The sequence below is a fragment of the Sulfitobacter sp. UBA1132 genome, assembly GCF_002311545.1.
GTDB classification, from domain to species: domain Bacteria; phylum Pseudomonadota; class Alphaproteobacteria; order Rhodobacterales; family Rhodobacteraceae; genus Sulfitobacter; species Sulfitobacter pontiacus.
This window is the reverse complement of the sequence record NZ_DCAN01000004.1, coordinates 162628-186739: the sequence shown is the minus strand read 5'-3', so window position 1 is coordinate 186739 and position 24112 is coordinate 162628. Positions and strand designations below refer to the sequence as shown.

Here is a 24112-nt window from a genome sequence, read left to right as displayed (position 1 = left end):
TGTTGCCCTACATTTGTGGGGAAAATTCATCAAAGCCAAGGGGCAGCGCGGAAATACACAAAGCGGTGAGCCACATAGCCCGCGTCAGCGCTGCAAAGCCGCGCAGGACACCTAGTCGAAGAAAGGCGTCATCTGCGCAATAATGACAGAGTTTTCGTCCAGTGCCCGCGCCATCAAGGCCCGTTCGTCTTCGTCAATCTCGTGGCCTTCGGCCTCGCGGTCGGCAATCGTGCCATATCCGGTCACGTCCAGCGGGTTGGTATCGGCCTGTTTCAGGATGGCGACCGTCTCGCGCACGGCTTCCGCCTCGTCGATGCCCGAGGCAAAGCACATCAGCGCAGCGCCCGTCGCCTTGTCCGGCAGGCCGTCGCCCTCTTTGCGGCCAATCTCGACCAGCAGCGTATAGACCTGCTGGCGTGACGGTTTCTTGGGTTTCTTCTGGTCAGACATAAAAAGGGCCACCGCATTAAGATGCGGCAGCCCTATCGTGTTCTGTGTCGTCTGAAAAGGGTCAGCTACGTCCGCGTACCAAACGTGTGACCCAAATCAACAGGCAGGCCCCGATGACGCCGACGACCAGTTGACCAATCCAGCCACCCAAGGTCGCACCGACGATTGTCATCAGCAGGAAGTTGGCAACGATCGCGCCAATGATCCCCAGAATAATGTTCATGATCAGCCCCATATCGGACTTCATGATCTTTTCCGCGATCCAACCGGCCAGACCACCGACGATTATTGCTGCGAACCAACCCAGACCTGTCATTTCAAATTCTCCATAAATCTTGTTTCATAGAGTGAACTCACAGGTCTGTGAAAAGGTTCCCTTAGTCGCGCAGCAGCTCGTTGATCGAGGTTTTGGAGCGGGTCTTTTCGTCGACGCGCTTCACGATCACGGCGCAATAAAGGTGCACACCGTTCTTCGACGGCATGGACCCCGCCACAACGACCGACCCCGCTGGCACTTCGCCATAGAAGACTTCGCCGGTTTCACGGTCGAGGATCTTGGTCGACTGGCCGATGTAGACCCCCATCCCCAGAACGGAGCCTTCGCGGACGATACAGCCTTCGACCACCTCGGAACGCGCACCGATAAAGCAGTTGTCTTCGATGATTGTCGGGCCGGCCTGCATGGGCTCGAGCACGCCACCGATGCCAACACCACCCGACAGGTGAACGTTCTTGCCGATCTGCGCACACGACCCGACGGTCGCCCATGTGTCCACCATTGTGCCGCTGTCGACATAGGCACCAATGTTCACAAAGGACGGCATCAGCACGACGCCCGGCGCGATATAGGCCGATTTGCGCACGACACAGTTGGGCACGGCGCGAAAGCCCGCCTCTTTCCAGTCGGCATCGTTCCAGCCTTTGAACTTGCTATCGACCTTGTCCCACCAGCCGCTGCCCTGCGGGCCGCCGTCTTGCTGTTCCATATCCTTGATACGGAAGCCCAGCAGGACCGCTTTCTTGGCCCATTGGTTCACATGCCAGTCGCCGTTCTCCATCTTTTCGGCAACGCGCAGCTTGCCGCTGTCCAGCGCGGCCAGCGTGTCTTCGATCGCGTCACGTGTTTCGCCGGTGGTGGCCGAAGTGATCGTGTCACGGGCGTCCCAGGCGGCTTCGATGGCGGTTTCAAGTTGGGCGTTCGACATGGGTGTAGCTCCGGCGAATGAGGGTCAAATGTTGCGCTTGGCTATACAGTCGTCGGGGCTGTGGTGCAATGACGTCGGATGGCGTGGTCATTTGCGGCAAAGGCAGGCATGTTGCAGCAAAGGGCGCCCGTCGCCCGCACAGACCGGAGAGTATGATGACCGAATCCAAACGCCACCCCTTGCGCAAGGCCGGCGACGACCGCGCCACCGCGCAGGATGTACCCGACACGCCGCAAACGCGCGCCCCGGCATACCGGCTGGCCTTTACCGATGACGACTTCATGTGCCGTCAGGAGTTGCGCCCCGTCCGGCTGCAACTGGAATTGCTCAAGCCCGAGATGGAGCTGGACGCCCATGGTGTGAAATCCACCATCGTTCTGTTCGGCGGCGCGCGTATTCCCGCCCCTGCCCATAAAGACAAGGCCCGCACCAAGACACTGGCCGATCTGTCCCATTTCTATGACGAGGCCCGCGAATTCGCGCGGCTGATGACGCTGAAATCGATGGAGAGTGACGGGCAAGACAACGTGATCGTCACTGGCGGTGGCCCCGGCGTGATGGAGGCAGGCAACCGCGGTGCCGTCGACGCGGGCGGGCAATCTATCGGGCTGAACATCGTTCTACCCTTCGAACAGGCCCCGAATGAATATGTCACACCGGAGCTGTGCTTTAACTTTCACTACTTCGCGATCCGCAAGATGCATTTCCTGATGCGCGCGCGGGCGATCTGTGTCTTCCCCGGCGGCTTTGGCACGCTGGACGAGATGTTCGAGACGCTGACCCTGATCCAGACAGGCCGGATGAGCCGCGTGCCGTTCCTGCTGTTCGGCCGTACCTTCTGGGAAAAGATCATCAACTGGGATGCGCTGGCAGACGCGGGCACGATCTCTGATCAAGATCTGGACCTGTTCCAATTCGTTGAAACCGCCGACGAGGCGATGAAGCTGATCGAAAACTGGGATACAGCCCCCGCCCGAGAGGAAGTCCCCGGGCGTTCAAAATAAAAGGTTCCGGTCAGATCAGGCGCAAAGATCGGCCGGAAGCACACAGACCTCAACGTGATGCGGCAGCGTTTCCAGAACGGACCCGTGGTCCGTGTCACGTACCCCATAGCCATACCCGGCCAGACGATGTTTCCATTCGCGGTAGGACAAGGCGCTTTCGCGTTCGCGGGTTACAAGCGCCAGTACATCGGCAGTGATAAAGGCGTCGTTCTTGATAATAACAGTCATCGCAGTATCGCTCCTGATTGTGTTGTCGATGGAAACAATATTCTGGGCGATAATGACTTAATTTCTGCTTAAATGTGGCGGACCCAAGGTCATTTCACGGTGACGCCGCCACAATCACCCCCCTTCAAATGCAAACAGCCGCCCCAATCGGGACGGCTGCATCATGGATTTCACGTTGAATTAAAGGCGGTTACATCCCCGCGTCAGCCTCGATCTGCTTGCGGGACTTGCGTTCGCGCTCTGTCGCCGATTTCAACTGACCGCAGGCCGCCATGATATCTTCACCCCGTGGCTTACGCACGGGCGAGGCATAGCCAGCCTGATACACGATCTCGGAGAACGCGCGGATGCGGTTGTTCGACGACCGCTTATACGGCGCGCCGGGCCATTCGTTGAAAGGGATCAGGTTGATCTTGGCAGGGATACCGCGGATCAAATCAATCAGACGATGCGCATCGGCGTCTGAATCGTTCACACCATCCAGCATGACATATTCAAACGTGATCCGTTCAGAGTTGCTGACCTTGGGATAGGCCCGCAGCGCCTCGATCAGCTCGGCAATGTTCCAGCGTTTGTTGATCGGCACCAACTTGTTGCGCACCTCGTCCGTGGTGGCGTGGAAAGATACAGCCAGTTGGCAGCCAATCTCCTCGGCGGTGCGCGCGATCTCTGGCACAACACCGGAGGTCGACAAGGTGATCCGGCGGCGCGACAACTGGATCCCCTCGGGGTCCATCGCGATCTTCATCGCGTCGCGTACATTCTCGAAGTTGTACAGCGGCTCGCCCATGCCCATCAGCACGATGTTGGACAACAGCCGCGGCGCATCGGTCAGCGTACCGGGCACGGGCCATTCGCCCAGATCATCCCGCGCCACCATCACCTGCCCGATAATCTCGGCCGCGGTCAGGTTGCGCACCAGCTTCTGCGTGCCGGTATGACAGAAAGAACAGGTCAACGTGCAGCCGACCTGAGAGCTGACGCACAAGGTGCCGCGGCCCTCTTCGGGGATATACACCACCTCGACCTCATGGCCGCCCGCAATGCGCACCAGATATTTGCGCGTACCGTCTTCGGACACTTGTTTGGTCACGACCTCGGGCACCTCGATCACGAACTTCTCGGACAGCTCGGCACGGAAGGCTTTCGACAGGTTGGTCATATCAGCAAAATCGCGGGTGCCCCATTGATAGATCCACTGCCAGATCTGCCCCACACGCATCTTCGCCTGTTTCTCCGGCGTGCCTTCCGCGATCAGCGCGGCGCGCATGGCGTCACGGGTCAGCCCGACAAGGTTCACCGGCCCCTCCGCCTGCTTACGCGGAATGGTCATGACATCTTGAGTAATCGGCGCGGTCGCAGACATGGGGATTCTCCGGTGTGCAGGGGTTTGAGCGCTCTATATAGGGATTTTTCCCTAAATCAAAAGGAAACGCCGCATTGCTGGGCCGGGCTGAGTGCATAGCTTCGCCCATCATGGCCGCTTTATCGACCCAACCCTTGGCCCAACCCGTGGTATAAAAAAGCCCCGCCAAAGGCAGGGCTTTGCGATTAGTTCAGGCGGAAAAACCTAGCCGCCGCAGCGTTTGGCCGCATCGTCAACCGCTGCAGTGAACCCCAGAAGCGAGAACGTGTCCTCGGTCTGTGTCCCACGCCCGGAACGGCCCGTTAGCTTGGCATCCGCGCCACGCTTCATCGCGGCGATGATCTTGTTGTCGTCTTCGGTGGTCGCAGGCCAGGCCCATTCGCCTTCGGTGAACAGCTCGAACGTGGTCCCGCCGATGTTCATGTTAACGGTCGACCCCGAGGCAAAGGGATAGCCGCCGGTAAAGGCCACCTGTCCCTTGGCCCCCGCGCTTGGACGGTAAAAGACCATCAGCAGGGTCTGGCCACGGTTCACCGCCACAACGCGACCATCGCGGGAGTTTACGGATTCTTTCGGCGTGGACACGCCCCAGCATTCGGTCGGGTTGTCTTCGACGAATACGCTCCAGTCCGTCTCTGCTGCCACGCGGTTCGTGCTTTGCGCTTGCGCGAAAACGCTGCCTGCGCTCAGACCCGCCAGCGCCGCCGCAAAACCAATCGTCCTAAAGTTCATCATCTACCTGGGCCTCCAGCCGCCATTAACCTCAACATCACCACAGTTCCCCAATGGCAGCCCTTCGGGAGGCGCTCTTGATCAAAGGAACTGTATTTCTCTCGTCAACAAGCATAATAACGGCAAACAGGCGACACACGAAACCCTGATTGGCAGGAATTCGCCAACGAAAAGGATAATTCATGACCCAAGCAGCCCCCTTTGCTGAAATCTGGCGTGGTCCGTTTCTGGAAAGCGTGCATTCGGGTCATGCGGTGGTCTGTGACAGTAGCGGTCAGATTCTGCAGGCCTGGGGCGATCCCGACACGGTGATCCTGCCGCGCTCCTCTGCCAAGATGATCCAGGCGCTGCCCCTGATCCAGTCCGGTGCCGCCGATGCCTATGGCCTTGGGCCCCAACATCTGGCGCTGGCCTGCGCATCACATCAGGCGGCGGATTTGCATGTGGGCATCATCTCTGACTGGCTCAAGACGTTGGGGCTGGACGACAGCGCCTTCCGCTGCGGCACGGCACTTCCCGGTGACGAGGCCGCGCGCAATGCACTGGTGTGTTCTGACACCCAGCCTTGCCAGATCCACCATGAATGTTCCGGCAAACACGCGGGCTTCTTGTCGGTCAACGCCCATATGGGCGGCGGCGCGGATTACGAAAAGCCGGACCACCCCGTGCAACGCGCCTGTCTCGAGGCGTTCGAGCGTGTGACCGGCACGACCTCGCCCGGCTTCGGGATCGACGGCTGCTCTGTTCCGAATTTTGCAACTACGCTACATGGTATGGCCCGCGCCATGGCGCATTTCGCCGCTGCTCCCGATGGGTCGGCCGAGGCGCGGCTGCATCAGGCCATGCGCCTGCACCCCGACCTTGTCGCCGGCGAAACCCGCGCCTGCACCAATCTGATGCGCGCGATGAACGGCAAGGTCGCGCTCAAAACCGGGGCCGAGGGGTTCTTCATCGCGATCCTGCCGGATCAGAACATCGGCGTGGCTCTCAAGGCGGCCTGTGGCACCAAACGCGCGGCCGAATGCGCGATCACCTCGATCCTGGTCAAACTCGGCGCGCTCGACCCGAACCACCCCGAAGCGTTGAAATACCGCAATGCCCCGATCGAAAACCGGCGCGGCATCATCACGGGCACGCTCAAACCTGCCGCTGGCTTTGCGTAACGCCGCTTCCAAATGGTTAAAAATCCCGGGGTATGGGGCAGCGCCCCATGCAGCTTGCGCGCCTAGATGACGAATTCGTCCTTGGCGTACCCCTGCACATAAAGCAGCGCCGTCAGATCGCCAAAGTTGATCCGCACGTCACATTCCGCCGCCACGGCGGGCTTGGCGTGCAGCGCCACGCCCATGCCCGCGCGCGCCAGCATGCCCAGATCGTTTGCCCCGTCGCCCACGGCAATCACGTCATCCTCTGACAGCCCCAGCCGCGCGGTGATCTGTTCCAGCGCATCGACCTTGGCCTGTTTGCCCAGGATCGGCACGCCGACGTCGCCGGTCAGCACGCCATCCGATGCGATCAGCGTATTCGCGCGGTTCTCGTCAAAGCCAAGCGCCTCTGCCACGGCGGCGGTGAACGCCGTGAAACCGCCCGACACAAGCGCCGCATAGGCACCATTTGCCTTCATCGTGGCGATCAGGGTCTTGCCGCCGGGCATATGGGTGATCCGTTCGGCCAGCACGCGGGTGATCACCGCCTCGTCCAACCCTTTTAACAGACCAACCCGTTCGCGCAGGGCGGCGTTGAAATCAAGCTCTCCGTTCATGGCGCGGGCGGTGATATCTTTGACGCGGTCCCCGACCCCGGCCTCATCTGCCAGCTCGTCAATACACTCCTGCTGGATCATGGTGCTGTCCATGTCCGCCAGCAGCATCTTCTTGCGGCGGCCTTCCGACGGGGTGATCACCAGATCGACACCCATCCCCTGACATTCGGCCCAGACATCCCAGCGATTGCCCGGCATCCGCTTCATGTCAAAGCCCGCCGCCTCATCCGGAGCAAGCCAGACCGCATCCCCGCCGCCCCATGCGTTGCGCACGGCATCGACCAGCGACGCCTCAAGCTGCGGGCGTTGAGGAGAGGTTAGCAGGGTCACACTATGCATGGGTCAGGTCCGTTCGGGTCAAATCAGTCTGGGGCGCATCTTGCGCATTGTTTTAACGGGGTTTCCACCCCTGTTCCAGCGCTCCTGCGGGGGAAGGTTGCGCGCCTCGCCCAAGCGGCCCGAACAGACCTCCTTGCACGTTACCCCGCCCACCCTTATGTTACAAAATATGCAAACTGAAAAATGTCAGGTAACATTTAAGTTGCGTCGAATCGCGACTATCCCTACGCTCGTCAACCAAGGGAGACTTTCATGGACGCTTTTATTTGTGACGCGCAGCGCACACCCATCGGCCGCTTTGGCGGCGCATTGTCATCGGTCCGCGCCGATGATCTGGCAGCGGCACCGATTGCCGCACTGATGGCCCGCAATCCTGATCTGGATTGGTCCAAAATCGATGACGTGATCTTTGGCTGTGCCAACCAGGCCGGCGAAGACAACCGTAACGTGGCCCGTATGGCGGCCCTGCTGGCCGGCCTGCCGGTCGATGTGCCCGGTGCAACGATCAACCGTCTGTGCGCCTCTGGCATGGATGCGGTCGGCGTCGCGGCCCGTGCGATCAAGGCCGGCGACATGGATCTGGCGATTGCCGGCGGTGTCGAAAGCATGACCCGCGCGCCTTTCGTGATGCCCAAGGCAGAAACCGCCTTCTCGCGCAACAACGCTGTCTATGACACCACCATTGGCTGGCGCTTTGTGAACCCCAAGATGAAGGCGCAATACGGCGTCGAATCCATGCCCGAAACCGGCGACAACGTGGCTACGGATTATGATATCAGCCGCGAAGATCAGGACGCCTTTGCCAAGCGCAGTCAGGATCGCTGGGACGCGGCGGACAAGGCCGGTGTTTTCGCCGACGAGATCACCCCCGTGTCGATCCCGCAGCGCAAGGGCGACCCGATTGTCTTTGACCGCGACGAACACCCGCGCCCCGGCACCACGATGGAAGCGCTGACCAAGCTGCGCCCGATCAACGGCCCCGACCTGACCGTGACTGCGGGCAATGCCTCTGGCGTCAACGACGGCGCGGCGGCGATGTTGATGGCCTCTGAAGCGGCGGCGTCGCAGCACGGGCTGACCCCGATTGCACGCGTCGTTGGGATCTCTGCCGCCGGTGTTGAACCGCGCGTCATGGGCATCGGCCCTGTGCCTGCCAGTCAGAAAGTTCTGGCCCGCGCAGGTCTGACCATCGACCAGATGGATGTGATCGAACTGAACGAAGCATTCGCATCGCAAGGGATCGCCACATTGCGCGCGCTTGGCGTGGCGGATGATGCGCCTCATGTGAATACCAACGGCGGCGCGATTGCCATCGGTCACCCGTTGGGGATGTCCGGTGCCCGTCTGGTCATGACCGCAGCCCTGCAGTTGAAACGCACAGGCGGCCGTTATGCGCTGTGCACCATGTGTGTCGGCGTCGGCCAAGGCGTCGCTATCATCCTCGAACGCGCTTAACGCAATTATCCCCCTGAAAGGATCTGAACGATGTATGCACAGATGATCAAATCCACCGGCCAAGGTGTCAAATCTCTCGAAGAGATGGATCCGCAGGAACGCGCCTTTCAGGAACGGATAAATGCGGGCGGCAAGATCGAACCGAAAGACTGGATGCCGGAGGGGTATCGCAAGAACCTGATCCGGCAGATCGGCCAGCATGCGCATTCGGAAATCGTGGGCCAGTTGCCAGAAGGCAACTGGATCACCCGCGCCCCGACGTTGGAGCGTAAGGCGATCCTGCTCGCCAAGGTGCAGGACGAGGCAGGCCACGGTCTGTATCTCTATTGCGCCGCCGAAACACTGGGGGTCAGCCGTGACCAGCTGACCCGCGACCTTCTGTCGGGCAAAATGAAATACAGCTCTATCTTCAATTACCCGACCCTAACATGGGCCGATATGGGGGCTGTCGGCTGGCTGGTCGATGGGGCCGCGATCATGAACCAGGTGCCGTTGCAACGCACATCCTACGGTCCCTATGCCCGCGCGATGGTGCGTATCTGCAAAGAGGAATCGTTCCACCAGCGCCAAGGCTACGACATCGTGATGAAGATGGCGAAGGGCACAGACGCGCAGCGCAAGATGGCGCAGGACGCGCTGAACCGCTTCTGGGGGCCTGCGCTGATGATGTTTGGCCCGTCAGACGAAAATTCCGTCCATTCGGCGCAATCGATGGCGTGGAAGATCAAGATGAACTCCAACGACGAACTGCGTCAGAAGTTCGTCGATGAATGTGTCCCGCAGGCCGAATATCTGGGCCTCAGCGTTCCCGACCCCGATCTGAAGTGGAACGAGGAACGCGGGCATTACGACTTTACCCAGCCCGATTGGGACGAATTCTTTGACGTGCTCAAGGGCAATGGCCCCTGCAATACCGAACGGCTCGCCGCGCGCAACAAGGCGTGGGACGACGGCGCGTGGGTGCGGGACGGTTTAATGGCACATGCGGCGAAGAAACGCGCCGCGAAACTGGCAGCGGAGTAAGCAAGATGAGCAGCCCAGAAGCAAAACCCTACCCCGGCACCCAAGCGGTCGACCACGGCAAGGCGCGCGCCGATGAATGGCCCCTGTTCGAAATTTTCATTCGCGGTCAGCACGGGCTGAGCCATCGCCACGTCGGGTCGCTTCACGCCGCTGACGCCGAAATGGCGATCAAGAATGCCCGCGATGTCTATACGCGCCGCAACGAAGGCGTGAGCATCTGGGTCGTCGAGGCCGCCCATATCGCCGCCTCCTCGCCCGAGGAAAAAGGCCCGCTTTACGAGCCCGCCAACGACAAAGTCTACCGCCACCCCACCTTCTTTGACATTCCAGACGAAGTGGGGGCGATGTGAGCACGGCAAATATAGACCCTAACAAAGGCGATTTGTTCGAATTTCTATGCCGGATGGGGGATAACACCCTTGTTCTGGGGCACCGCGTCTCGGAATGGTGCGGCCACGCCCCCGTGCTGGAGGAAGACATCGCGCTGGCGAATACCGCGCTGGACCTGATCGGCCAGACCACGCTTTGGCTGGATCTGGCGGGTAAGGTCGAAGACGCGGGTCGCGATGCGGATCGGCTTGCCTTTCACCGTGACGTCTGGGATTTCCGCAATCTGTTGTTGGTCGAACAGCCCAACGGCGATTTCGGCCAGACGATCATGCGCCAGTTCCTGTTTGACGCATGGCACCTGTCGCAGCTGACCGCCCTGATGGAAAGCAGCGATGCACAGATCGCCGCCATCGCGGAAAAGTCGAGCAAAGAGGTGACCTACCATCTGGAGCGCGCGACAGACACGGTGATCGGCCTTGGCGACGGCACCGAGGAAAGCCACCGCCGCATGCAGAGCGCGCTGGACCTGTTGTGGCCCTATGTCGGGGAAATGTTCGTCGCGGACGCTGTGGACGAGGCTATGGTCGCAGCAGGCATCGCGCCCGATCCTGCCTCCCTGCGCCCCGCCTATGATACCTTGGTGAACGATGTCTTCACCGCCGCCACGCTAACACGGCCCGAAAGCGACTTCGGGCATCGTGGCGGCAAATCCGGTAAACGCCATTCGGAACATCTGGGGCATATGCTGACGCAGATGCAATGGCTGCAACGCGCCTACCCGGATGCGACATGGTAGTCGAAAAGCCTTCGTTAGAGACGATTTGGGGCTGGCTTCACGCCGTGCCGGACCCCGAGATTCCGGTAATCTCGCTGACCGATCTGGGGATCATCCGCGATGTGCAATGGCAGGATGACACGCTAGAGGTCACGGTGACTCCGACATACTCCGGCTGCCCCGCGACGACGATCATCAACCTTGATATCGAAGCGGCATTGCGCGGGCATGGGATCGAAAAACTGGCTCTAAAGCGGCAACTTTCGCCTGCCTGGACCTCTGACTGGATGACCGACGCGGGCCGCGCCAAGCTGGAAAGCTACGGCATCGCCCCGCCCCAACCCGCAGGTGGCCCCGAACGCTGCCCCCGTTGCCAATCGACGCATCTGGAAAAGATCAGCCAGTTCGGATCGACCCCCTGCAAGGCGCAATGGCGCTGCACCGACTGTCTGGAACCCTTCGATTATTTTAAGTGTATCTGACCCATGAGCCAATTCCTCCCCTTATTAGTGACTGATATTCAACGCACCATCCGCGACGCGGTGGTCTTGACCCTGCAACCCGAAGACCCAAAGGCGTTTGCCTTCAAGCAGGGTCAGTATCTGACATTCAAACAGGATTTCGACGGGACCGAGCTGCGCCGCAACTATTCCATTTGCGCCGGTCTGGACGACGGCGTGCTGCAAGTGGGGATCAAGCGGGTCGATGGCGGCGCCTTCTCTACCTTTGCGAACGAGGTGTTGAAGGTCGGGGATACGCTGCATGCCATGCCCCCCCAAGGCACGTTTTCCGCCGGGTTAGAGCCTGATCGCGCGCGGAATTACCTTGGCTTTGCCGGCGGGTCGGGGATCACGCCCGTGCTGTCGATCCTCAAGACGGTGCTGAAACGCGAGCCCAAATCGACCTTTACGCTGGTCTATGCCAACCGCGCTGTGAACACGATCATGTTCCGCGAAGAGCTGGAGGATCTCAAGAACCGCTATATGGGCCGGTTGAGCGTCATTCACATGCTGGAAAGCGGGCAGGACATCGACCTGTTCACCGGCCGTGTAGACCAGAATAAATGCGCCGAGCTGTTCAAGACCTGGATCGACATGTCGGACATGGACATGGCCTTTATCTGCGGGCCGGAGCCGATGATGCTGGCCATCGCGGATGCCCTGAAAACCCACGGGTTAGAGCCTGAACAGATCAAGTTCGAACTGTTCAGCGAAAGCCAACAGGGCCGTCTGGCGAAACAGGAAATGGCCAAGCGCAGCGAAGGTCAGGCGCAAACGCAGGTAACCGTGAAAATAGACGGCGCGCAGCACAGCTTTACCATGGCCAAGGGGCAGTCGGTGCTGGATGCCGCGCTAGAGAATAACCTTGATGCGCCCTTTGCCTGCAAGGCGGGGGTCTGTTCGACCTGCATGTGCAAGGTCACCGACGGCGAGGTCGAGATGCTGTCGAACCATGCGCTGGAGGACTACGAAGTTGAACGCGGATACCGGCTGAGCTGCCAAAGCTATCCGCTGAGCGACACGCTTTTCATTGACTACGACCATCACTAAGGGGCCCAATATGCGCGATATCCAAAGCTTTGCCGCCGGACAATGGATCAACCCCGGTGCCGGTGCACGCAACATCGCAAGTGCGATCACCGGCGATGTGATCGCCCAAGCCGGCAATGACGCGCTGCAGGTTCAGACGATGCTGGCCTATGCTCGTGACATCGGCGGCCTTGCCCTGCGCAAGCTGACCTTTCACGACCGAGCCCGGATGCTCAAGGCCGTCGCGCTGTATCTCAATGACCATAAACAGAGCCTATACGAGCTGTCGTTCGACACAGGTGGCACGCAAGCTGACCACATGATCGATGTGGATGGCGGGATCGGCACGATGCAGGTCTACGCCGCCAAAGGTCGCCGCGAAATGCCGGATGATCAGGTCTATCTTGACGGTCCCGTCGAACAGCTGGGCCGCGCGGGTCAGTTCATGGGCCGCCACATCTGCACACCGCTGCAGGGCGTTGCGGTGCATATCAACGCTTTCAACTTCCCCGTTTGGGGCATGTTGGAAAAGCTCGCCCCGACGCTGCTGGCCGGGGTGCCTGCCATCGTCAAACCCGCCACCGCCACCTGTCAGGTGACCGAGGCCTGTTTCCGCCTGATGATCCAATCCGGTATTCTGCCAGACGGCGCGATCCAGTTGGTGACGGGGGGCTTGGGCGATATGCTGGACCACCTCGATTGTCAGGATGTCGTCAGCTTTACCGGCTCTGCCGAAACCGCGCTGAAACTGCGCAGCACCCCTGTGTTGGTCGAACGCTCCGTCCGGTTCGCGTCTGAACAGGATAGCCTCAATGCCTCTGTGTTAGGGTCTGATGCGGGGCCCGGCACGCCCGAGTTCGATCTGTTTGTGAAAGAGGTCCAGCGCGAGATGACGGCCAAGGCGGGGCAGAAATGCACCGCCATCCGCCGAATCATGGTACCGCAACCCCATGTGGATGCGCTGATCGCCGCGCTGTCGGACCGGCTGGCCAAAGTCACCATCGGCGATCCCCGTCTTGAAGGCACGAAAATGGGCGCGCTTGTTTCGCAATCGCAGCGCCGTGATGTGCTGGAGAAAGCCGCCCTGATCGGGTCAGAGGCGACGCGTGTCTTTGGCAACCCAGATGCCTTTGCGGTCGAGGGCGCGGATGCCCAGAAAGGCGCCTTTGTCCCGCCGATGCTGTTCCACTGCGCCGACCCCGATGCCGCCACGCATGTGCACGACACCGAGGCTTTTGGCCCTGTGTCCACCATCATGCCGTACCGCGACACCGATCACGCCATCGCGCTGCTGAACAAGGGCAAAGGGTCGCTGGTCGCCTCCATCATCACCCGCGACGGCAAGACCGCACGCGACATGGTGATGGGCGCAGGCGCGTTTCACGGACGGCTCTATTTCAACAACCGCGACTCGATGGCCGAGGCGACGGGCCACGGTGCCCCCCTGCCCCATATGGTCCACGGGGGTCCGGGGCGTGCAGGCGGCGGCGAGGAACTGGGCGGCGTGCGCGGTGTCATGCATTACATGCAGCGCACCGCCATTCAGGGCAGCCCCGATATTCTGACCGCCATCGGCAAGCAATGGGTGCCCGGCGCGACCGAGATTTCGGACCGCGACCACCCGTTCACCCGCCGCTTTGGCACGCTCGATCTGGGCGAGACGTTCAACTCTGCCAGCCGCACCGTGTCGCTGGAGGATATCGAGACGTTCGCCCATTTCACCGGTGATACGTTTTACGCGCATATGGATGACGCCGCGGCCAAGGCGAACCCGTTCTTTCCGGGCCGTGTTGCCCATGGCTATCTGTTGCTGAGCTTTGCCGCAGGGCTGTTCGTGCAGCCTGACCCCGGCCCTGTGCTGGCGAACACCGGGCTGGACAACCTGCGCTTTATGGCACCGGTGCAGGCGGGCGACAGCATCAAGGTCCGGCTCAGCGTCAAGGCAAAGACGCCTCGCAATGACGAATACGGTGAGGTACGCTGGCATGTGACCCTGACCAATCAGGATGATGCCGCCGTGGCCGAGTATGAATTGCTGACGATGAATGCCTATTGACGACTTTGACCTTGCGATCGCCCCTCTGAAAGACCTTGGCGGCCAGCGCGTCTGGTCTTTGATGATCAGTCTCTTTGGTGATCTGGCCCGCCAGGAAGGGCAGATCATCGGCGGGCCGGTGCTGTCGGCGATCATGTCGGCGATGGACGTCCGCCCCGAGGCCGCGCGCGTGGCCCTGCATCGTTTGCGCAAGGACAAATGGATCGCCTCCGAGAAACACGGGCGGATCAGCCATCACAGTCTGACCCCCGAAGGCCGCGCCCAAAGTCAGGCGGCCAGTGGCCGGATCTACGCCACCCCTGACGATCTGCCCGAACACTGGCAAATGATCGTGACCGATGACGCCGACACCGGCGCGCTGGAAAAGGCAGGGTTCACCACGTTTATGCCGCGCCTTTATGTCGGGGATGCCGCCCTGCCTGTGCCGAAAGATGCCGCCACGCTGCCCGGTCAGGCTGCCCCCGACTGGATGAAACGCCAGCTAGAGCCTGCCTCCCTTGCCGAAAGCTATGCGCAGCTGGCGGACGCCTTGCACCATGTCGCGCGCGACCTTGCCGGTGCCGACACGCTGACGCCGCTTCAAATTGCGACCCTACGCTGCCTGATCGTGCATAATTGGCGCCGCCTTGCGCTGAAGCACCCCGCGCTGCCGCGTCCGCTGATCCGCGATGATTGGGCCGGTCTGGTCGCGCATCAAAGGGTTGCCGCCCTGCTTGCAGCCTACCCACGCCCCGACCTGCCGGAAATCGCCACCGCCTGAGGCCGCGCAGAAAGCGATGCTTTCCCAACGCGCGCCGTCGGGATATAGGGAGAGCATGACAAATACAGTTTACCAAAATGACCTGCCCGACGGGCTGAACCTTGGACCGATGGTTGCGATCGATTGCGAAACCATGGGGCTGCATCCGCACCGTGACCGGCTGTGTGTCGTGCAGCTGTCCGGCGGTGACGGGAACGCGCATCTGGTCCAGATCGCCAAGGGCCAGACCGAGGCCCCTAATCTTTGTGCCCTGCTTGAAGACCCGCATGTGCTCAAGCTGTTCCACTATGGCCGGTTTGACATCGCCGCTTTGCTGAACACCTTTGGGGCCAAGGCCGCGCCGGTCTATTGCACCAAGATCGCCAGCCGCCTTGTGCGCACCTATACCGACCGCCACGGGCTTGCCAAACTCTGCCAAGAACTGCTGAGCGTCGATATCTCCAAACAGCAGCAATCCAGCGATTGGGGTGCCGAGACGCTGACCAAAGCGCAGATCGACTATGCCGCCTCGGACGTGCTGCACCTGCACAAGCTGCGGGACGTGCTGAACCAGATGTTGATCCGCGAAGGACGCATCGAGCTCGCGCAAGCGTGTTTTGAATTTTTGCCAACCCGTGCCCAACTCGATTTGGACGGCTGGCCCGAAACGGATATTTTTGCACACGCATGACCACACCTTTCCTAGATACCGCCCGCCGCGTCATCCGCACCGAAGCCCAAGCGCTTGAACAACTGGCCGACAGTCTGGACGACCGTTTTCGTCAGGCGATCGACCTGCTGGTCGCGACCCGTGGGCGGGTGATTGTCACCGGCATTGGCAAATCCGGCCATATCGCCAAAAAGATCGCCGCGACGCTGGCAAGCACCGGCACGCCCGCGCAGTTCGTCCACCCTGCCGAGGCAAGCCACGGCGATCTGGGGATGATCACCGGCGATGATGTGGTGCTTGCGATCTCGAACTCGGGCGAAGCGCCGGAGCTTGCCAATCTGATCGCCTATTCGCGCCGCTTTTCCATCCCGCTGATCGGCATCACCAGCCGCGCGCAAAGCAGCCTTGGCGCGCAATGCGACGTGGTGCTGGAACTGCCGCAACTGGCAGAGGCCTGCGGGACCGGCGTGGTGCCGTCGACATCGACCACGATGACACTGGCGATGGGGGATGCTGTGGCGATTGCCCTGATGGAAAATCGCGCCTTCACCGCCGAACATTTCCGCGAATTCCACCCCGGTGGCAAACTTGGCGCACGGCTTAGCCGCGTCGCTGATCTGATGCACACGGGCGATGCGCTTCCGCTGGTGCAGGTCGATGCCCCGATGTCCGACGCGCTGATGGCGATGAGCAGTAAATCCTTTGGCGTGGTGATTGTCACCGACAGCAACGGCGCGCTGGCCGGTATCATCACCAGCGGCGATTTGGGGCGTCACCTTGACGGGCTGATGTCCAAAACCGCGCGCGAGGTCATGACGCCGACCCCTGTCACCGTCGCACCCGACGCGCTGGCGGAAAAGGCCGTGGGCATCATGAACGCCCGCAAGATCACCTGTCTGCTGGTGCTGGACCCCGCCCAAGGGGACATCCCCGCAGGTCTGCTGCATATCCACGACTGCCTACGCGTCGGTCTGGGCTAGGGCGCGATGCAGGGGGACCGTTACACAAGGCTGATCTCTTGGCTCAAGGTGCTGTTCCCCTTGGCAGCGCTTGGCCTGCTGTCGACCCTTTTCCTGCTGTCGCGCGCGATTGATCCCGGGCAGTCCATCCCCTTTGCCGAGAAAGAGGTGCAAGATCGCCTGCGCGACCAGCAGATCACCGGCCCCTTCTTTACCGGCGCAACGTCAGAGGGGGACGAGCTGTCTTTCTATGCCGATGTGCTCACCCGCCCCGACGGGCAGACCGGCATGAACCACGCCGAAAACCTGCGTGCGACGATCAACACCCCCGAGGGATCGACCTTTCGCCTGCAATCGGATCTCGCCGATTTTGACATCGCCGAGGACGTGGCCGATCTGCTGGGCAAGGTGATCCTGACGACCTCGACCGGATACCGGCTGCAAAGCGAAAAGATCACGTCAGACCTGTCGGGGCTGAATATCCAGTCGCCGGGCGCGGTCCACGGCACTACCCCAGGTGGTACGCTGGAGGCTGGTGCCATGTCGATAACGCAAACAGATGAGCAAACCGCCCCCCAATTGGTTTTCACAAACCGGGTGAAGCTGATATACAAACCGAAATCCAAATCAGAGTGACGCACGTGAAACACCTACTGCTGCCCGTTTTCCTGCTCCTTTCCGCGATGCCAATCGCCGCACAAGGGACCAATGTGGCCTTTGGGTCGATCCGACAGGATACCGGCCTGCCCGTCGAGGTGACCGCCGACAACCTGTCAGTCGATCAAGGGGACGGATCGGCTGTTTTCACTGGGAATGTGCTAATCGGTCAGGGCGAGATGCGCCTGTCCGCCGCACGCGTTCTGGTTGTGTACCGGGCAGAGGCCGAAGGCATCGCGCGGCTTGAAGCGACAGGCGGTGTGACCCTTGTCTCGGGCAAGGACGCCGCCGAATCAGAGCGCGCGGATTACGACATCGACACGGGCACGATCGTGATGTCGGGGAACGTGCTGCTGACCCAAGGGCGCAATGCGCTCAGCTCTGACACGATGAGCGTCAAGCTGTCGGACGGCACGGCGCAGATGTCCGGCCGCGTGAAAACAATCCTGCAAACGGGCAGCAACAACTGATGTCTTCCCCGAATTTGACGGTCACGGATGGCGCAAGCGGTCTGCGCATCGAACACCTGCGTAAATCCTACCGCAAGAAAACCGTCATCCGCGACTTCTCGATGGAGCTGAACCGGGGCGAAGTTGTTGCCCTGCTGGGGCCGAACGGGTCCGGCAAGACGACCACGTTTTACGCCGTGGCCGGGCTGGTCATGCCCGAGGGCGGCACTGTCACGATTGATGGCAAGAACGTCACCACCCTGCCGATGTATCGCCGCGCACAGCTTGGCATCGGCTACCTCCCGCAAGAGATGAGCATCTTTCGCGGGCTGAGCGTGCAAGACAATATCTCGGCGATTCTGGATATCTCTATCTCTGACGCGCGCGGGCGGCGTGAACGGCTTGAAGCCTTGCTGTCGGAATTTTCCATCGAACACCTGCGCCGTGCGCCGGCCTTGGCCCTGTCAGGCGGGGAGCGTCGCCGCGTGGAAATCGCCCGTTGTCTGGCGGCCGATCCCAAATACTTGCTGCTCGACGAACCCTTTGCCGGCGTGGACCCGATTTCGGTGGATGACATCCGCCATCTGGTTGCCGATCTGAAAAAGCGCGGCATCGGCGTGCTGATCACCGACCATAACGTTCGGGAAACATTGGATATTGTGGACCGTGCTTACATCTTGCACGAAGGCACTGTGCTGATGTCCGGCACCCCGGAAGAGGTCGTGCAGAACGAGAATGTGCGCCGGGTCTACCTGGGCGATAACTTCCGCATTTCCTAATCAACTACAGACATATTGCGCTAGTTTCCGCACATCCATGCGCCGGATTCATTTGACAACGCGGCCCAATCGCGCGCTCAATAGGACTATGGCGAGACGGCGTATCATGTTTGTGCTGCATCCCCCCCTTCCCAAAGGGATGGTGTCTCTCAAACTCGTCGCATCGTCATTCACCCGCATCTGACCCCGCCTTTACCGCATTTTATGCGGCCTATGGTGTTGTCCGGATCATAAGAACAAGGAGAATTTATGCGGTACCAAATCAGTGGCAAACAAATCGACATCGGCGAAGCCCTGCAAACGCATGTGAAAACGGAATTGGGCGAAGCTGTCCAGAAGTATGCTGAGCGTCCGACGGACGCGAATGTCATCTTTTCCAAATCCGGTCACGAGTTCGTCTGCGAAACGACGGTGCACCTATCGACTGGCCTTACGGCGTCAGCGAAAGCGCATGCTACTGATATCTATGGATCTTTCGATTCATGTGCAGCAAAGATGGAAAAGCAGCTGAGGCGCTACAAGCGACGGCTGAAAGATCACCATCGCGAGCGTGCGCAACCGGTTGAACTTTTCGGTGCATCCTCGTATATCCTCGCCTCAGAAAGCGATTCAGACGCGCAGGAACCCGAAACACTCCAACCCATGATCATCGCGGAAATGCAGACCAAGATCGCGACCTTGTCTGTGGGTGAAGCTGTGATGCAGATGGAAATTTCGGGAACGCCTGTCGTGGTCTTCCGCAAAGACGGTCAAGAAGGCGTAAACGTTGTCTACCGTCGCGATGACGGCAACATCGGCTGGATCGATCCGTCGTAACACAAACCGGACCCATCAGCGGCCGAGAACAGAGCGAGCAGAATGAATTTTGCGAAACTCCTAAAGCCGGGGGCTGTCAAAGTCCTCACATCGGCCTCAAGCAAGAAACGCCTGCTCCACGATATCGGGGAGCTGGCGCATAATGCTTACGGCTTGAAAGCCGCCGCGGTGGTCGAAGCCTTGATGACGCGCGAATCCCTTGGTCCGACAGGCGTGGGCCACGGGGTCGCGCTGCCCCACGCGCGGCTTGAAGGTCTGGACAATGTGCTGGGGGCCTTTGTGCTTCTCGACAAGCCGATCGATTTCAACGCGGTCGACCGCCAGCCGGTCGATATCGCCTTTGCCCTGTTTGCCCCTGAAAGCGCGGGTGTTGAACACCTCAAGGCGCTGGCGCTGGTGTCGCGTACGCTGCGCAATGCCTCTGTCTGCTCTAAGCTGCGGGCCAACCCGGACCCCGCCACGCTTTACGCGATCCTGACCGAAGCACAGGCAACGCAGGCCGCCTAAGCGGCGCTACCCCCAGCTTTTGAACCCGAACATCATATAATCCCGCTGGTACGCGTCGGATGCGCGTTTTTCGATGTCGGCATCATAGATGTCGGCCAGCGCATAGGGGTGGGTTGCGGGTCGTGCGGGCAAGGCTGCGGGCGGTTGCATCCCGACGCTTTGCGCCAAGGCTGACAGCTCTGCGGCCAGCTCATCCTCGCGGATGATCCGGTCGGGCAAGGCGAATTCGCCGAACCCCTGTACCGCCTGCGCCTGCGTGCACCACGCCTGATCCACACGAATTGCGGTCTGCCCGTTCAGATTCCCCTTGAGGAAGGTCAGAAACGCCTTGAACGCCGCGCGATGCGCATCGGCGTCATAGCTGTTGTCCGGTTCGCCTTTCGGCAGCGGCAGCTTGTAGCGGTTGATCAACGTCGTGCGCAGCTGCAGGTAGCTGCCTTTGTCCGTGGTCACGATGTGCCGGCAGAACGCGTCATGCGCACGGTCCACCGGATGCCGCAGCACAGTGAAACTGCGGTGACCGGGATGCCGGCGCTTCCACTGGCGCAACTGCTTCTGGTTCAACTTGGTTTGGAGCTTGTCCCGCCCGACACCATCCAGCGCCGCCATCCAGTCCAGCACCTGCGGCTCTGGCCCGCTGCGCAAGGGCAGATAAAGCAACGGAGCTTCGGCCGCCGCGACATAGGACGGCACCACCGGCCCGCGGCGGGGTTCGAAATTCGGGGTGCGGGTCAGGTCGAAGCGATCCATCCGGCCAAGCGCATCCAGCATATCGTCATAATTGCTGACCTTGGCCGAGATCGGGTCGGGGTTCTGCTTTTTCAGACTTTTATCCAACGCCTCTAGCGGATGATCCACGCCCAGATACCGCGCCAAACCGTTCATCACCTCGACGCTTTGCAGATCCTCATAGGCCACGTAAAACGCCGTCTGCCCCAGCTTCTGCAACCGGTTCAACAGTGTCAGCTGGAACGCCTGAAGCGCCTCTAGGTGGTCCGAGAATTCTTCTTCGTCAAAGACGGCTTGCGCCTTTTTCCGCGCTTTCACATCCGTCAATTTCCACTGACCGGTGCTGCGCGCGATCTTCCAGCTGACGTAGCTTTCGACAGGGTTGCGCGTCAGGATGATCTTGGCGCAGGTGTCGTCTTCCAACAGCGGATCCAGCACGCGCGGATCGTGGTTGTGGAAATAGCGAAACCCGCCGATGCCCTTGGTCTTGTCGCGTATCGCAACCAGCAGCTTTGTCGGGTCGTCGTCGCGTGTTTGCTGGTCTATGCCCAAAATCTCGGTGCTTTTGGGGTAGCCGATAAAATGCGGGTTGAAGGCCTCGCCGTGGCAGGTGATCCCGTCAAAGGCGTTCAGGTTACTCTCCAGAAAGTTGGAGCCCGTGCGCATTTCGGCAAAGACGACAAAGCTTTTGAATTTAGAACTCATATTTACTGCACCAGATAGGGTTTGCGCGGCGGTTTCTGGGGGGCCGACATGCCACGTTCAACGGGAAAGTCGCCCATCAGATAGGGGTGCATCCCCTGGTTCTTGAGGTTCTGCAGGAATTGGCCAAAGCCGGTGAGATCCGCCATCTTTGGCACCTCGGACAGACGACCTGTTTTGACCTGCCCGATCTCGTCCAGAATGCTTTGCAGCGGCTCCATCGGGGCTTCGATGAATTCGGCCATCGTCCAGATACGCACCCGCGCCTTGGCGTAATGCGACCGCAGCACTTTCATGTGTTCGCTTTCGATCTTTTGCAGCGCAGCGGCGGTGCGGCGAATGTCGGCGAAATCCTGATTGGACCGGAACAACGGCACGGCCCAAGCTCCGGTGATCACCGACACCTGCGCATTCGGATCCTTGGCGATGTTCCAGACGATATCCTGATTGTCCTGCGGGCCGAACTGAAAGCATTGACGTTCGCCACGGGTGTTCCAGATCAGATTTGTCAGAAACGCCTTGGGGTCATAGTCGCGTATCTTGGCGCTATTGCTCAGCGCCCCGTTGATCGAGTTCTGCCCATCGGCAAAATGCACGCGATCCGGTGCGAACAGATGGCCATGCACCCGCGCGCCGGTGGATTTGGTGAGCCAGGGTTCAAAGTTCTCGAACAGCTCGACAAAGCCCTGAAACACGGAATAGGGCGCGGCAGTGACGCCGTTTTCCCAATCTTCATTGGGGAAGCGGCTTTGCATATAAAGCCCCGCCCGCCCCCGCGTGCGCCGTTCAACCGCTTTGGCAAAGACACGGTCAATCTTGCCGGGGTTCGGCTCTGTCCGCTTCATGGCACCCGCCTCATCGGTGAGGAACGCCTCGTAGAGCCTATCTGCTTTGGGCCATATCTTGCGCGCGACAAAGCAATCGGACCGCCGCAAAAGCTGGAGGTGATCGTCGTAAAAGATATGCGGCTTGCCCTGAAAATCGAACTTGGACAGGGTCAGCGACCGGCTTTCGATCTGGGTCGAATACAGCCGCGCGAGCGTCTGGAAGTAGCTTTCATCCGGTATCCAGACGTGGCGGAAATAGGCGTCGTAGGCCGCGCGTTTCGGGTCTTGCAGGATCGCCGACAGGGTTTGCCGCGTCAGGCACCACCATTGCGACCCCATATGCGGCACGACCCCCTTGGGGATACGCCGCTTGAGCCCGATAAAGCGCTGCACAGCCACCGCCTTGTCGAACAGATAGCGCCGCCGTTTCCACGAGAAGGGAAAACGCATGGTAAAACGTTCTTCGTCCAGCCCGCCAACGGTCCAGGGCACATCGGCTGTGGTGGCGCTTTCGATAAAATCGGTGCGCGGGCGGGCGGCAAGATAGTCGATCAGCTCTTTCACCGGACGCAGCGGCAGGCATGACCCCGATGCCAGATATACATGGCGCACATCCGGAAAGCGGTTCAGCATCATCTCGGACGCGGTTTGCGAGGCGGCCACCAGCCCCCATGTCCCCCATTCGCAACGGTATCTTTTGCTGAACACCAGCGCGGGCACATCCGCCAACGCCTGCACAAAAGCATCATGGGTCTGGCGTGGCACCGATTTATCGACGTGGATCACCACCGGACAGCCCGCCGCCGCCCAATGTCGCGCGACCTGTTCAGCGCGGCCTAGGGCGGTGTGCACCAGCATGACGATCCCGACGCTCATGCCCAGTTCCCCTTGGACATGAGCCCGAGAATCTCGAGCTGGCGCCAGTTGATGTATTTCTCGGACCACTTGCCCCACAGCTGCGGGTTCTGGTCGGGGTTGTTGGCATAGGTCCTGTATTCGATGGATTTGGCATAGTGCTGGCCGCGCACAAGCTCCTCTGCCGCCTTGGCGCTAAAGGTATCCAGGAATTTGGCATGAAGCAGCACGCCTGATGCTTTCTCTCCGCCCCATTCGTCATAGACACGGTTCAACCCACGCGGCAGCAGCATATGGGTGGAACTGACATAGGCATAGCGCCGGTCCCATTTGACCAGGGGCACCTTGTTCAGCGCGGGGGCCTTGGCGGGCTTGTGTTTGAAAAATACCCGCGCACGCGGCCCGCCCTGTATCCACAGGTTTCCATATTTGGCATTGCGCGAGATCGCGTAGTTGCCGCTGTCGAACCACGATGCGATCTCCATCGGGTTCTGCCCCTCTTGATAGGGTTCATCCCCCAGCCGTCCCTTGGGGTAGACATCCAGCAGCATCGCGCCAAAGCTGCGGATCTCGCAGTTGTCCAGCCAGTCGGTCAGCGCCTGAACCGGCCGCGTATCGCAAAACGGATAGACAAAGAATTCATCCGGATCGACAACCAGCACCCAATGCCCGTGCGCGTATTTGCGTTTGAGGTAGTTCATCCAGTCGACACCGAACCCCGACCGCCGATAGCTGGCATCGGTATGCCAGACAGAGACATCCTTCATCCCGCGCAGGTAATCGGCACTGCCGTCGTCGGACCCGTTATCGACAAAGAGAAAGTGATTGATCCCCAGCTCTCGATAATACTCCAGGAAATACGGGAGCCGGATTTTCTCGTTCCGCATGGTGCAGACAAGCAAGACATCATCGGGACGGATGGCGCTGGTGTTGTCCTGAACATGTGTCAGCTCGGACGACTTGCGCAGCGCCCGGATCAACCGCCGCTTGCGCCGCACGCGCATCTTGTAAGAATCCCAAAGGCTCACGTGTTCTCCATACCCTGCGCGGAATGCCCCGCCGGCCTAAGGCCCTCATCCCATCAGGTTCCAAGCCAATATGTCATGGGCCGTGTTCATAAACAACGTACTTTGAAACAGTTACGCGTTGCAGGAATGACGGTCAGGCCG

Annotated in this window: 27 protein-coding genes; 17 read left to right on the top strand and 10 right to left on the bottom strand. The window is 60.4% G+C overall.

The window, feature by feature from the left end; genetic code table 11:
• Positions 1 to 111: 111 nt before the first annotated feature.
• The 3 genes from B4F27_RS01830 to dapD all read right to left on the bottom strand — a co-directional run bounded on the left by B4F27_RS01830 (position 112) and on the right by dapD (position 1655).
• The gene (locus B4F27_RS01830) at positions 112 to 450 is read right to left on the bottom strand and encodes a hypothetical protein (RefSeq protein ID WP_005850537.1); all 339 of its coding nucleotides are present in this window, start codon (positions 448 to 450) and stop codon (positions 112 to 114) included.
• Positions 451 to 511: 61 nt separating this feature from the next.
• Entirely contained in the window at positions 512 to 766 is a 255-nt protein-coding gene (locus tag B4F27_RS01825; protein ID WP_005850538.1) for a GlsB/YeaQ/YmgE family stress response membrane protein, read from the bottom strand.
• A gap of 61 nt (positions 767 to 827) precedes the next feature.
• The gene (gene dapD / locus B4F27_RS01820) at positions 828 to 1655 is read right to left on the bottom strand and encodes a 2,3,4,5-tetrahydropyridine-2,6-dicarboxylate N-succinyltransferase (RefSeq protein WP_005850539.1); all 828 of its coding nucleotides are present in this window, start codon (positions 1653 to 1655) and stop codon (positions 828 to 830) included.
• Positions 1656 to 1807: 152 nt separating this feature from the next.
• Between dapD and B4F27_RS01815 the strand changes: the two genes are divergently transcribed.
• Complete coding sequence (locus B4F27_RS01815; protein ID WP_414717683.1) at positions 1808 to 2659, top strand: TIGR00730 family Rossman fold protein; 852 nt, start codon at positions 1808 to 1810, stop codon at positions 2657 to 2659.
• Positions 2660 to 2674: 15 nt separating this feature from the next.
• Here B4F27_RS01815 and B4F27_RS01810 read toward each other — a convergent pair whose 3' ends face one another.
• From B4F27_RS01810 to B4F27_RS01800, 3 genes are all read right to left on the bottom strand, one after another.
• Positions 2675 to 2887: a hypothetical protein gene (locus B4F27_RS01810; RefSeq protein WP_005850541.1), complete on the bottom strand. Its 213-nt coding sequence runs from the start codon at positions 2885 to 2887 to the stop codon at positions 2675 to 2677.
• A 190-nt stretch (positions 2888 to 3077) separates the two neighbouring features.
• The gene (gene rlmN, locus B4F27_RS01805) at positions 3078 to 4253 is read right to left on the bottom strand and encodes a 23S rRNA (adenine(2503)-C(2))-methyltransferase RlmN (RefSeq protein WP_286758694.1); all 1176 of its coding nucleotides are present in this window, start codon (positions 4251 to 4253) and stop codon (positions 3078 to 3080) included.
• A 204-nt stretch (positions 4254 to 4457) separates the two neighbouring features.
• The gene (locus tag B4F27_RS01800) at positions 4458 to 4988 is read right to left on the bottom strand and encodes an invasion associated locus B family protein (protein WP_286758693.1); all 531 of its coding nucleotides are present in this window, start codon (positions 4986 to 4988) and stop codon (positions 4458 to 4460) included.
• A gap of 179 nt (positions 4989 to 5167) precedes the next feature.
• Here B4F27_RS01800 and B4F27_RS01795 point away from each other — a divergent pair, with 179 nt between their 5' ends.
• Positions 5168 to 6148 carry an asparaginase gene (locus B4F27_RS01795; RefSeq protein ID WP_286758692.1) on the top strand — a complete coding sequence of 327 codons (981 nt, stop codon included), beginning with the start codon at positions 5168 to 5170 and terminating at the stop codon, positions 6146 to 6148.
• 62 nt (positions 6149 to 6210) lie between these two features.
• Here B4F27_RS01795 and serB read toward each other — a convergent pair whose 3' ends face one another.
• Positions 6211 to 7086, bottom strand: coding sequence for a phosphoserine phosphatase SerB (gene serB, locus B4F27_RS01790; protein ID WP_005850546.1), 876 nt, complete (start codon positions 7084 to 7086; stop codon positions 6211 to 6213).
• 252 nt (positions 7087 to 7338) lie between these two features.
• Here serB and pcaF point away from each other — a divergent pair, with 252 nt between their 5' ends.
• From pcaF to B4F27_RS01715, 15 genes are all read left to right on the top strand, one after another.
• Positions 7339 to 8541, top strand: coding sequence for a 3-oxoadipyl-CoA thiolase (gene pcaF / locus B4F27_RS01785; RefSeq protein WP_286758691.1), 1203 nt, complete (start codon positions 7339 to 7341; stop codon positions 8539 to 8541).
• Between the two features lie 30 nt (positions 8542 to 8571).
• Positions 8572 to 9564, top strand: a complete 993-nt coding sequence (gene paaA / locus B4F27_RS01780; RefSeq protein ID WP_286758690.1) for a 1,2-phenylacetyl-CoA epoxidase subunit PaaA — start codon at positions 8572 to 8574, stop codon at positions 9562 to 9564.
• A gap of 5 nt (positions 9565 to 9569) precedes the next feature.
• Positions 9570 to 9914: a 1,2-phenylacetyl-CoA epoxidase subunit PaaB gene (paaB, locus tag B4F27_RS01775; protein WP_005850550.1), complete on the top strand. Its 345-nt coding sequence runs from the start codon at positions 9570 to 9572 to the stop codon at positions 9912 to 9914.
• Positions 9915 to 9967: 53 nt separating this feature from the next.
• The gene (gene paaC / locus B4F27_RS01770) at positions 9968 to 10690 is read left to right on the top strand and encodes a 1,2-phenylacetyl-CoA epoxidase subunit PaaC (RefSeq protein WP_286758810.1); all 723 of its coding nucleotides are present in this window, start codon (positions 9968 to 9970) and stop codon (positions 10688 to 10690) included.
• A complete protein-coding gene (paaD, locus tag B4F27_RS01765; RefSeq protein WP_286758689.1) occupies positions 10684 to 11151 on the top strand; it encodes a 1,2-phenylacetyl-CoA epoxidase subunit PaaD in 468 nt (155 codons plus the stop codon). The genes paaC and paaD overlap by 7 nt, the downstream gene beginning before the upstream one ends.
• Positions 11152 to 11154: 3 nt before the next feature.
• Positions 11155 to 12219 carry a 2Fe-2S iron-sulfur cluster-binding protein gene (locus B4F27_RS01760; RefSeq protein WP_286758688.1) on the top strand — a complete coding sequence of 355 codons (1065 nt, stop codon included), beginning with the start codon at positions 11155 to 11157 and terminating at the stop codon, positions 12217 to 12219.
• Positions 12220 to 12229: 10 nt separating this feature from the next.
• Positions 12230 to 14254, top strand: coding sequence for a phenylacetic acid degradation bifunctional protein PaaZ (gene paaZ / locus B4F27_RS01755; RefSeq protein ID WP_286758687.1), 2025 nt, complete (start codon positions 12230 to 12232; stop codon positions 14252 to 14254).
• On the top strand, positions 14244 to 15014 hold the full coding sequence (locus tag B4F27_RS01750; protein WP_286758686.1) for a PaaX family transcriptional regulator C-terminal domain-containing protein: 771 nt from the start codon (positions 14244 to 14246) through the stop codon (positions 15012 to 15014). The genes paaZ and B4F27_RS01750 overlap by 11 nt, the downstream gene beginning before the upstream one ends.
• Positions 15015 to 15069: 55 nt before the next feature.
• Complete coding sequence (locus B4F27_RS01745) at positions 15070 to 15684, top strand: ribonuclease D (protein ID WP_005850559.1); 615 nt, start codon at positions 15070 to 15072, stop codon at positions 15682 to 15684.
• Positions 15681 to 16643, top strand: coding sequence for a KpsF/GutQ family sugar-phosphate isomerase (locus B4F27_RS01740; RefSeq protein WP_037942545.1), 963 nt, complete (start codon positions 15681 to 15683; stop codon positions 16641 to 16643). The genes B4F27_RS01745 and B4F27_RS01740 overlap by 4 nt, the downstream gene beginning before the upstream one ends.
• A gap of 6 nt (positions 16644 to 16649) precedes the next feature.
• On the top strand, positions 16650 to 17258 hold the full coding sequence (gene lptC, locus B4F27_RS01735; RefSeq protein ID WP_286758685.1) for an LPS export ABC transporter periplasmic protein LptC: 609 nt from the start codon (positions 16650 to 16652) through the stop codon (positions 17256 to 17258).
• On the top strand, positions 17255 to 17749 hold the full coding sequence (locus B4F27_RS01730) for an LptA/OstA family protein (protein ID WP_005850563.1): 495 nt from the start codon (positions 17255 to 17257) through the stop codon (positions 17747 to 17749). The genes lptC and B4F27_RS01730 overlap by 4 nt, the downstream gene beginning before the upstream one ends.
• Positions 17749 to 18507, top strand: a complete 759-nt coding sequence (gene lptB, locus B4F27_RS01725; RefSeq protein ID WP_005850564.1) for an LPS export ABC transporter ATP-binding protein — start codon at positions 17749 to 17751, stop codon at positions 18505 to 18507. Before B4F27_RS01730 ends, lptB begins: the two co-directional genes overlap by 1 nt.
• 249 nt (positions 18508 to 18756) lie before the next feature.
• Complete coding sequence (gene hpf / locus B4F27_RS01720) at positions 18757 to 19323, top strand: ribosome hibernation-promoting factor, HPF/YfiA family (RefSeq protein ID WP_005850565.1); 567 nt, start codon at positions 18757 to 18759, stop codon at positions 19321 to 19323.
• 42 nt (positions 19324 to 19365) lie between these two features.
• Positions 19366 to 19830, top strand: coding sequence for a PTS sugar transporter subunit IIA (locus B4F27_RS01715; RefSeq protein ID WP_005850566.1), 465 nt, complete (start codon positions 19366 to 19368; stop codon positions 19828 to 19830).
• A gap of 6 nt (positions 19831 to 19836) precedes the next feature.
• Here the strand turns inward: B4F27_RS01715 and B4F27_RS01710 are convergent, their stop codons facing one another.
• From B4F27_RS01710 to B4F27_RS01700, 3 genes are read right to left on the bottom strand one after another with little or no spacing between them, the layout of a single operon-like run.
• The gene (locus tag B4F27_RS01710; protein ID WP_286758684.1) at positions 19837 to 21264 is read right to left on the bottom strand and encodes a nodulation protein NodH; all 1428 of its coding nucleotides are present in this window, start codon (positions 21262 to 21264) and stop codon (positions 19837 to 19839) included.
• Positions 21265 to 21266: 2 nt separating this feature from the next.
• Positions 21267 to 22964, bottom strand: a complete 1698-nt coding sequence (locus B4F27_RS01705) for a beta-1,6-N-acetylglucosaminyltransferase (protein ID WP_005850570.1) — start codon at positions 22962 to 22964, stop codon at positions 21267 to 21269.
• On the bottom strand, positions 22961 to 23947 hold the full coding sequence (locus B4F27_RS01700; RefSeq protein ID WP_074636560.1) for a glycosyltransferase family 2 protein: 987 nt from the start codon (positions 23945 to 23947) through the stop codon (positions 22961 to 22963). Before B4F27_RS01700 ends, B4F27_RS01705 begins: the two co-directional genes overlap by 4 nt.
• Positions 23948 to 24112 lie beyond the last annotated feature (165 nt).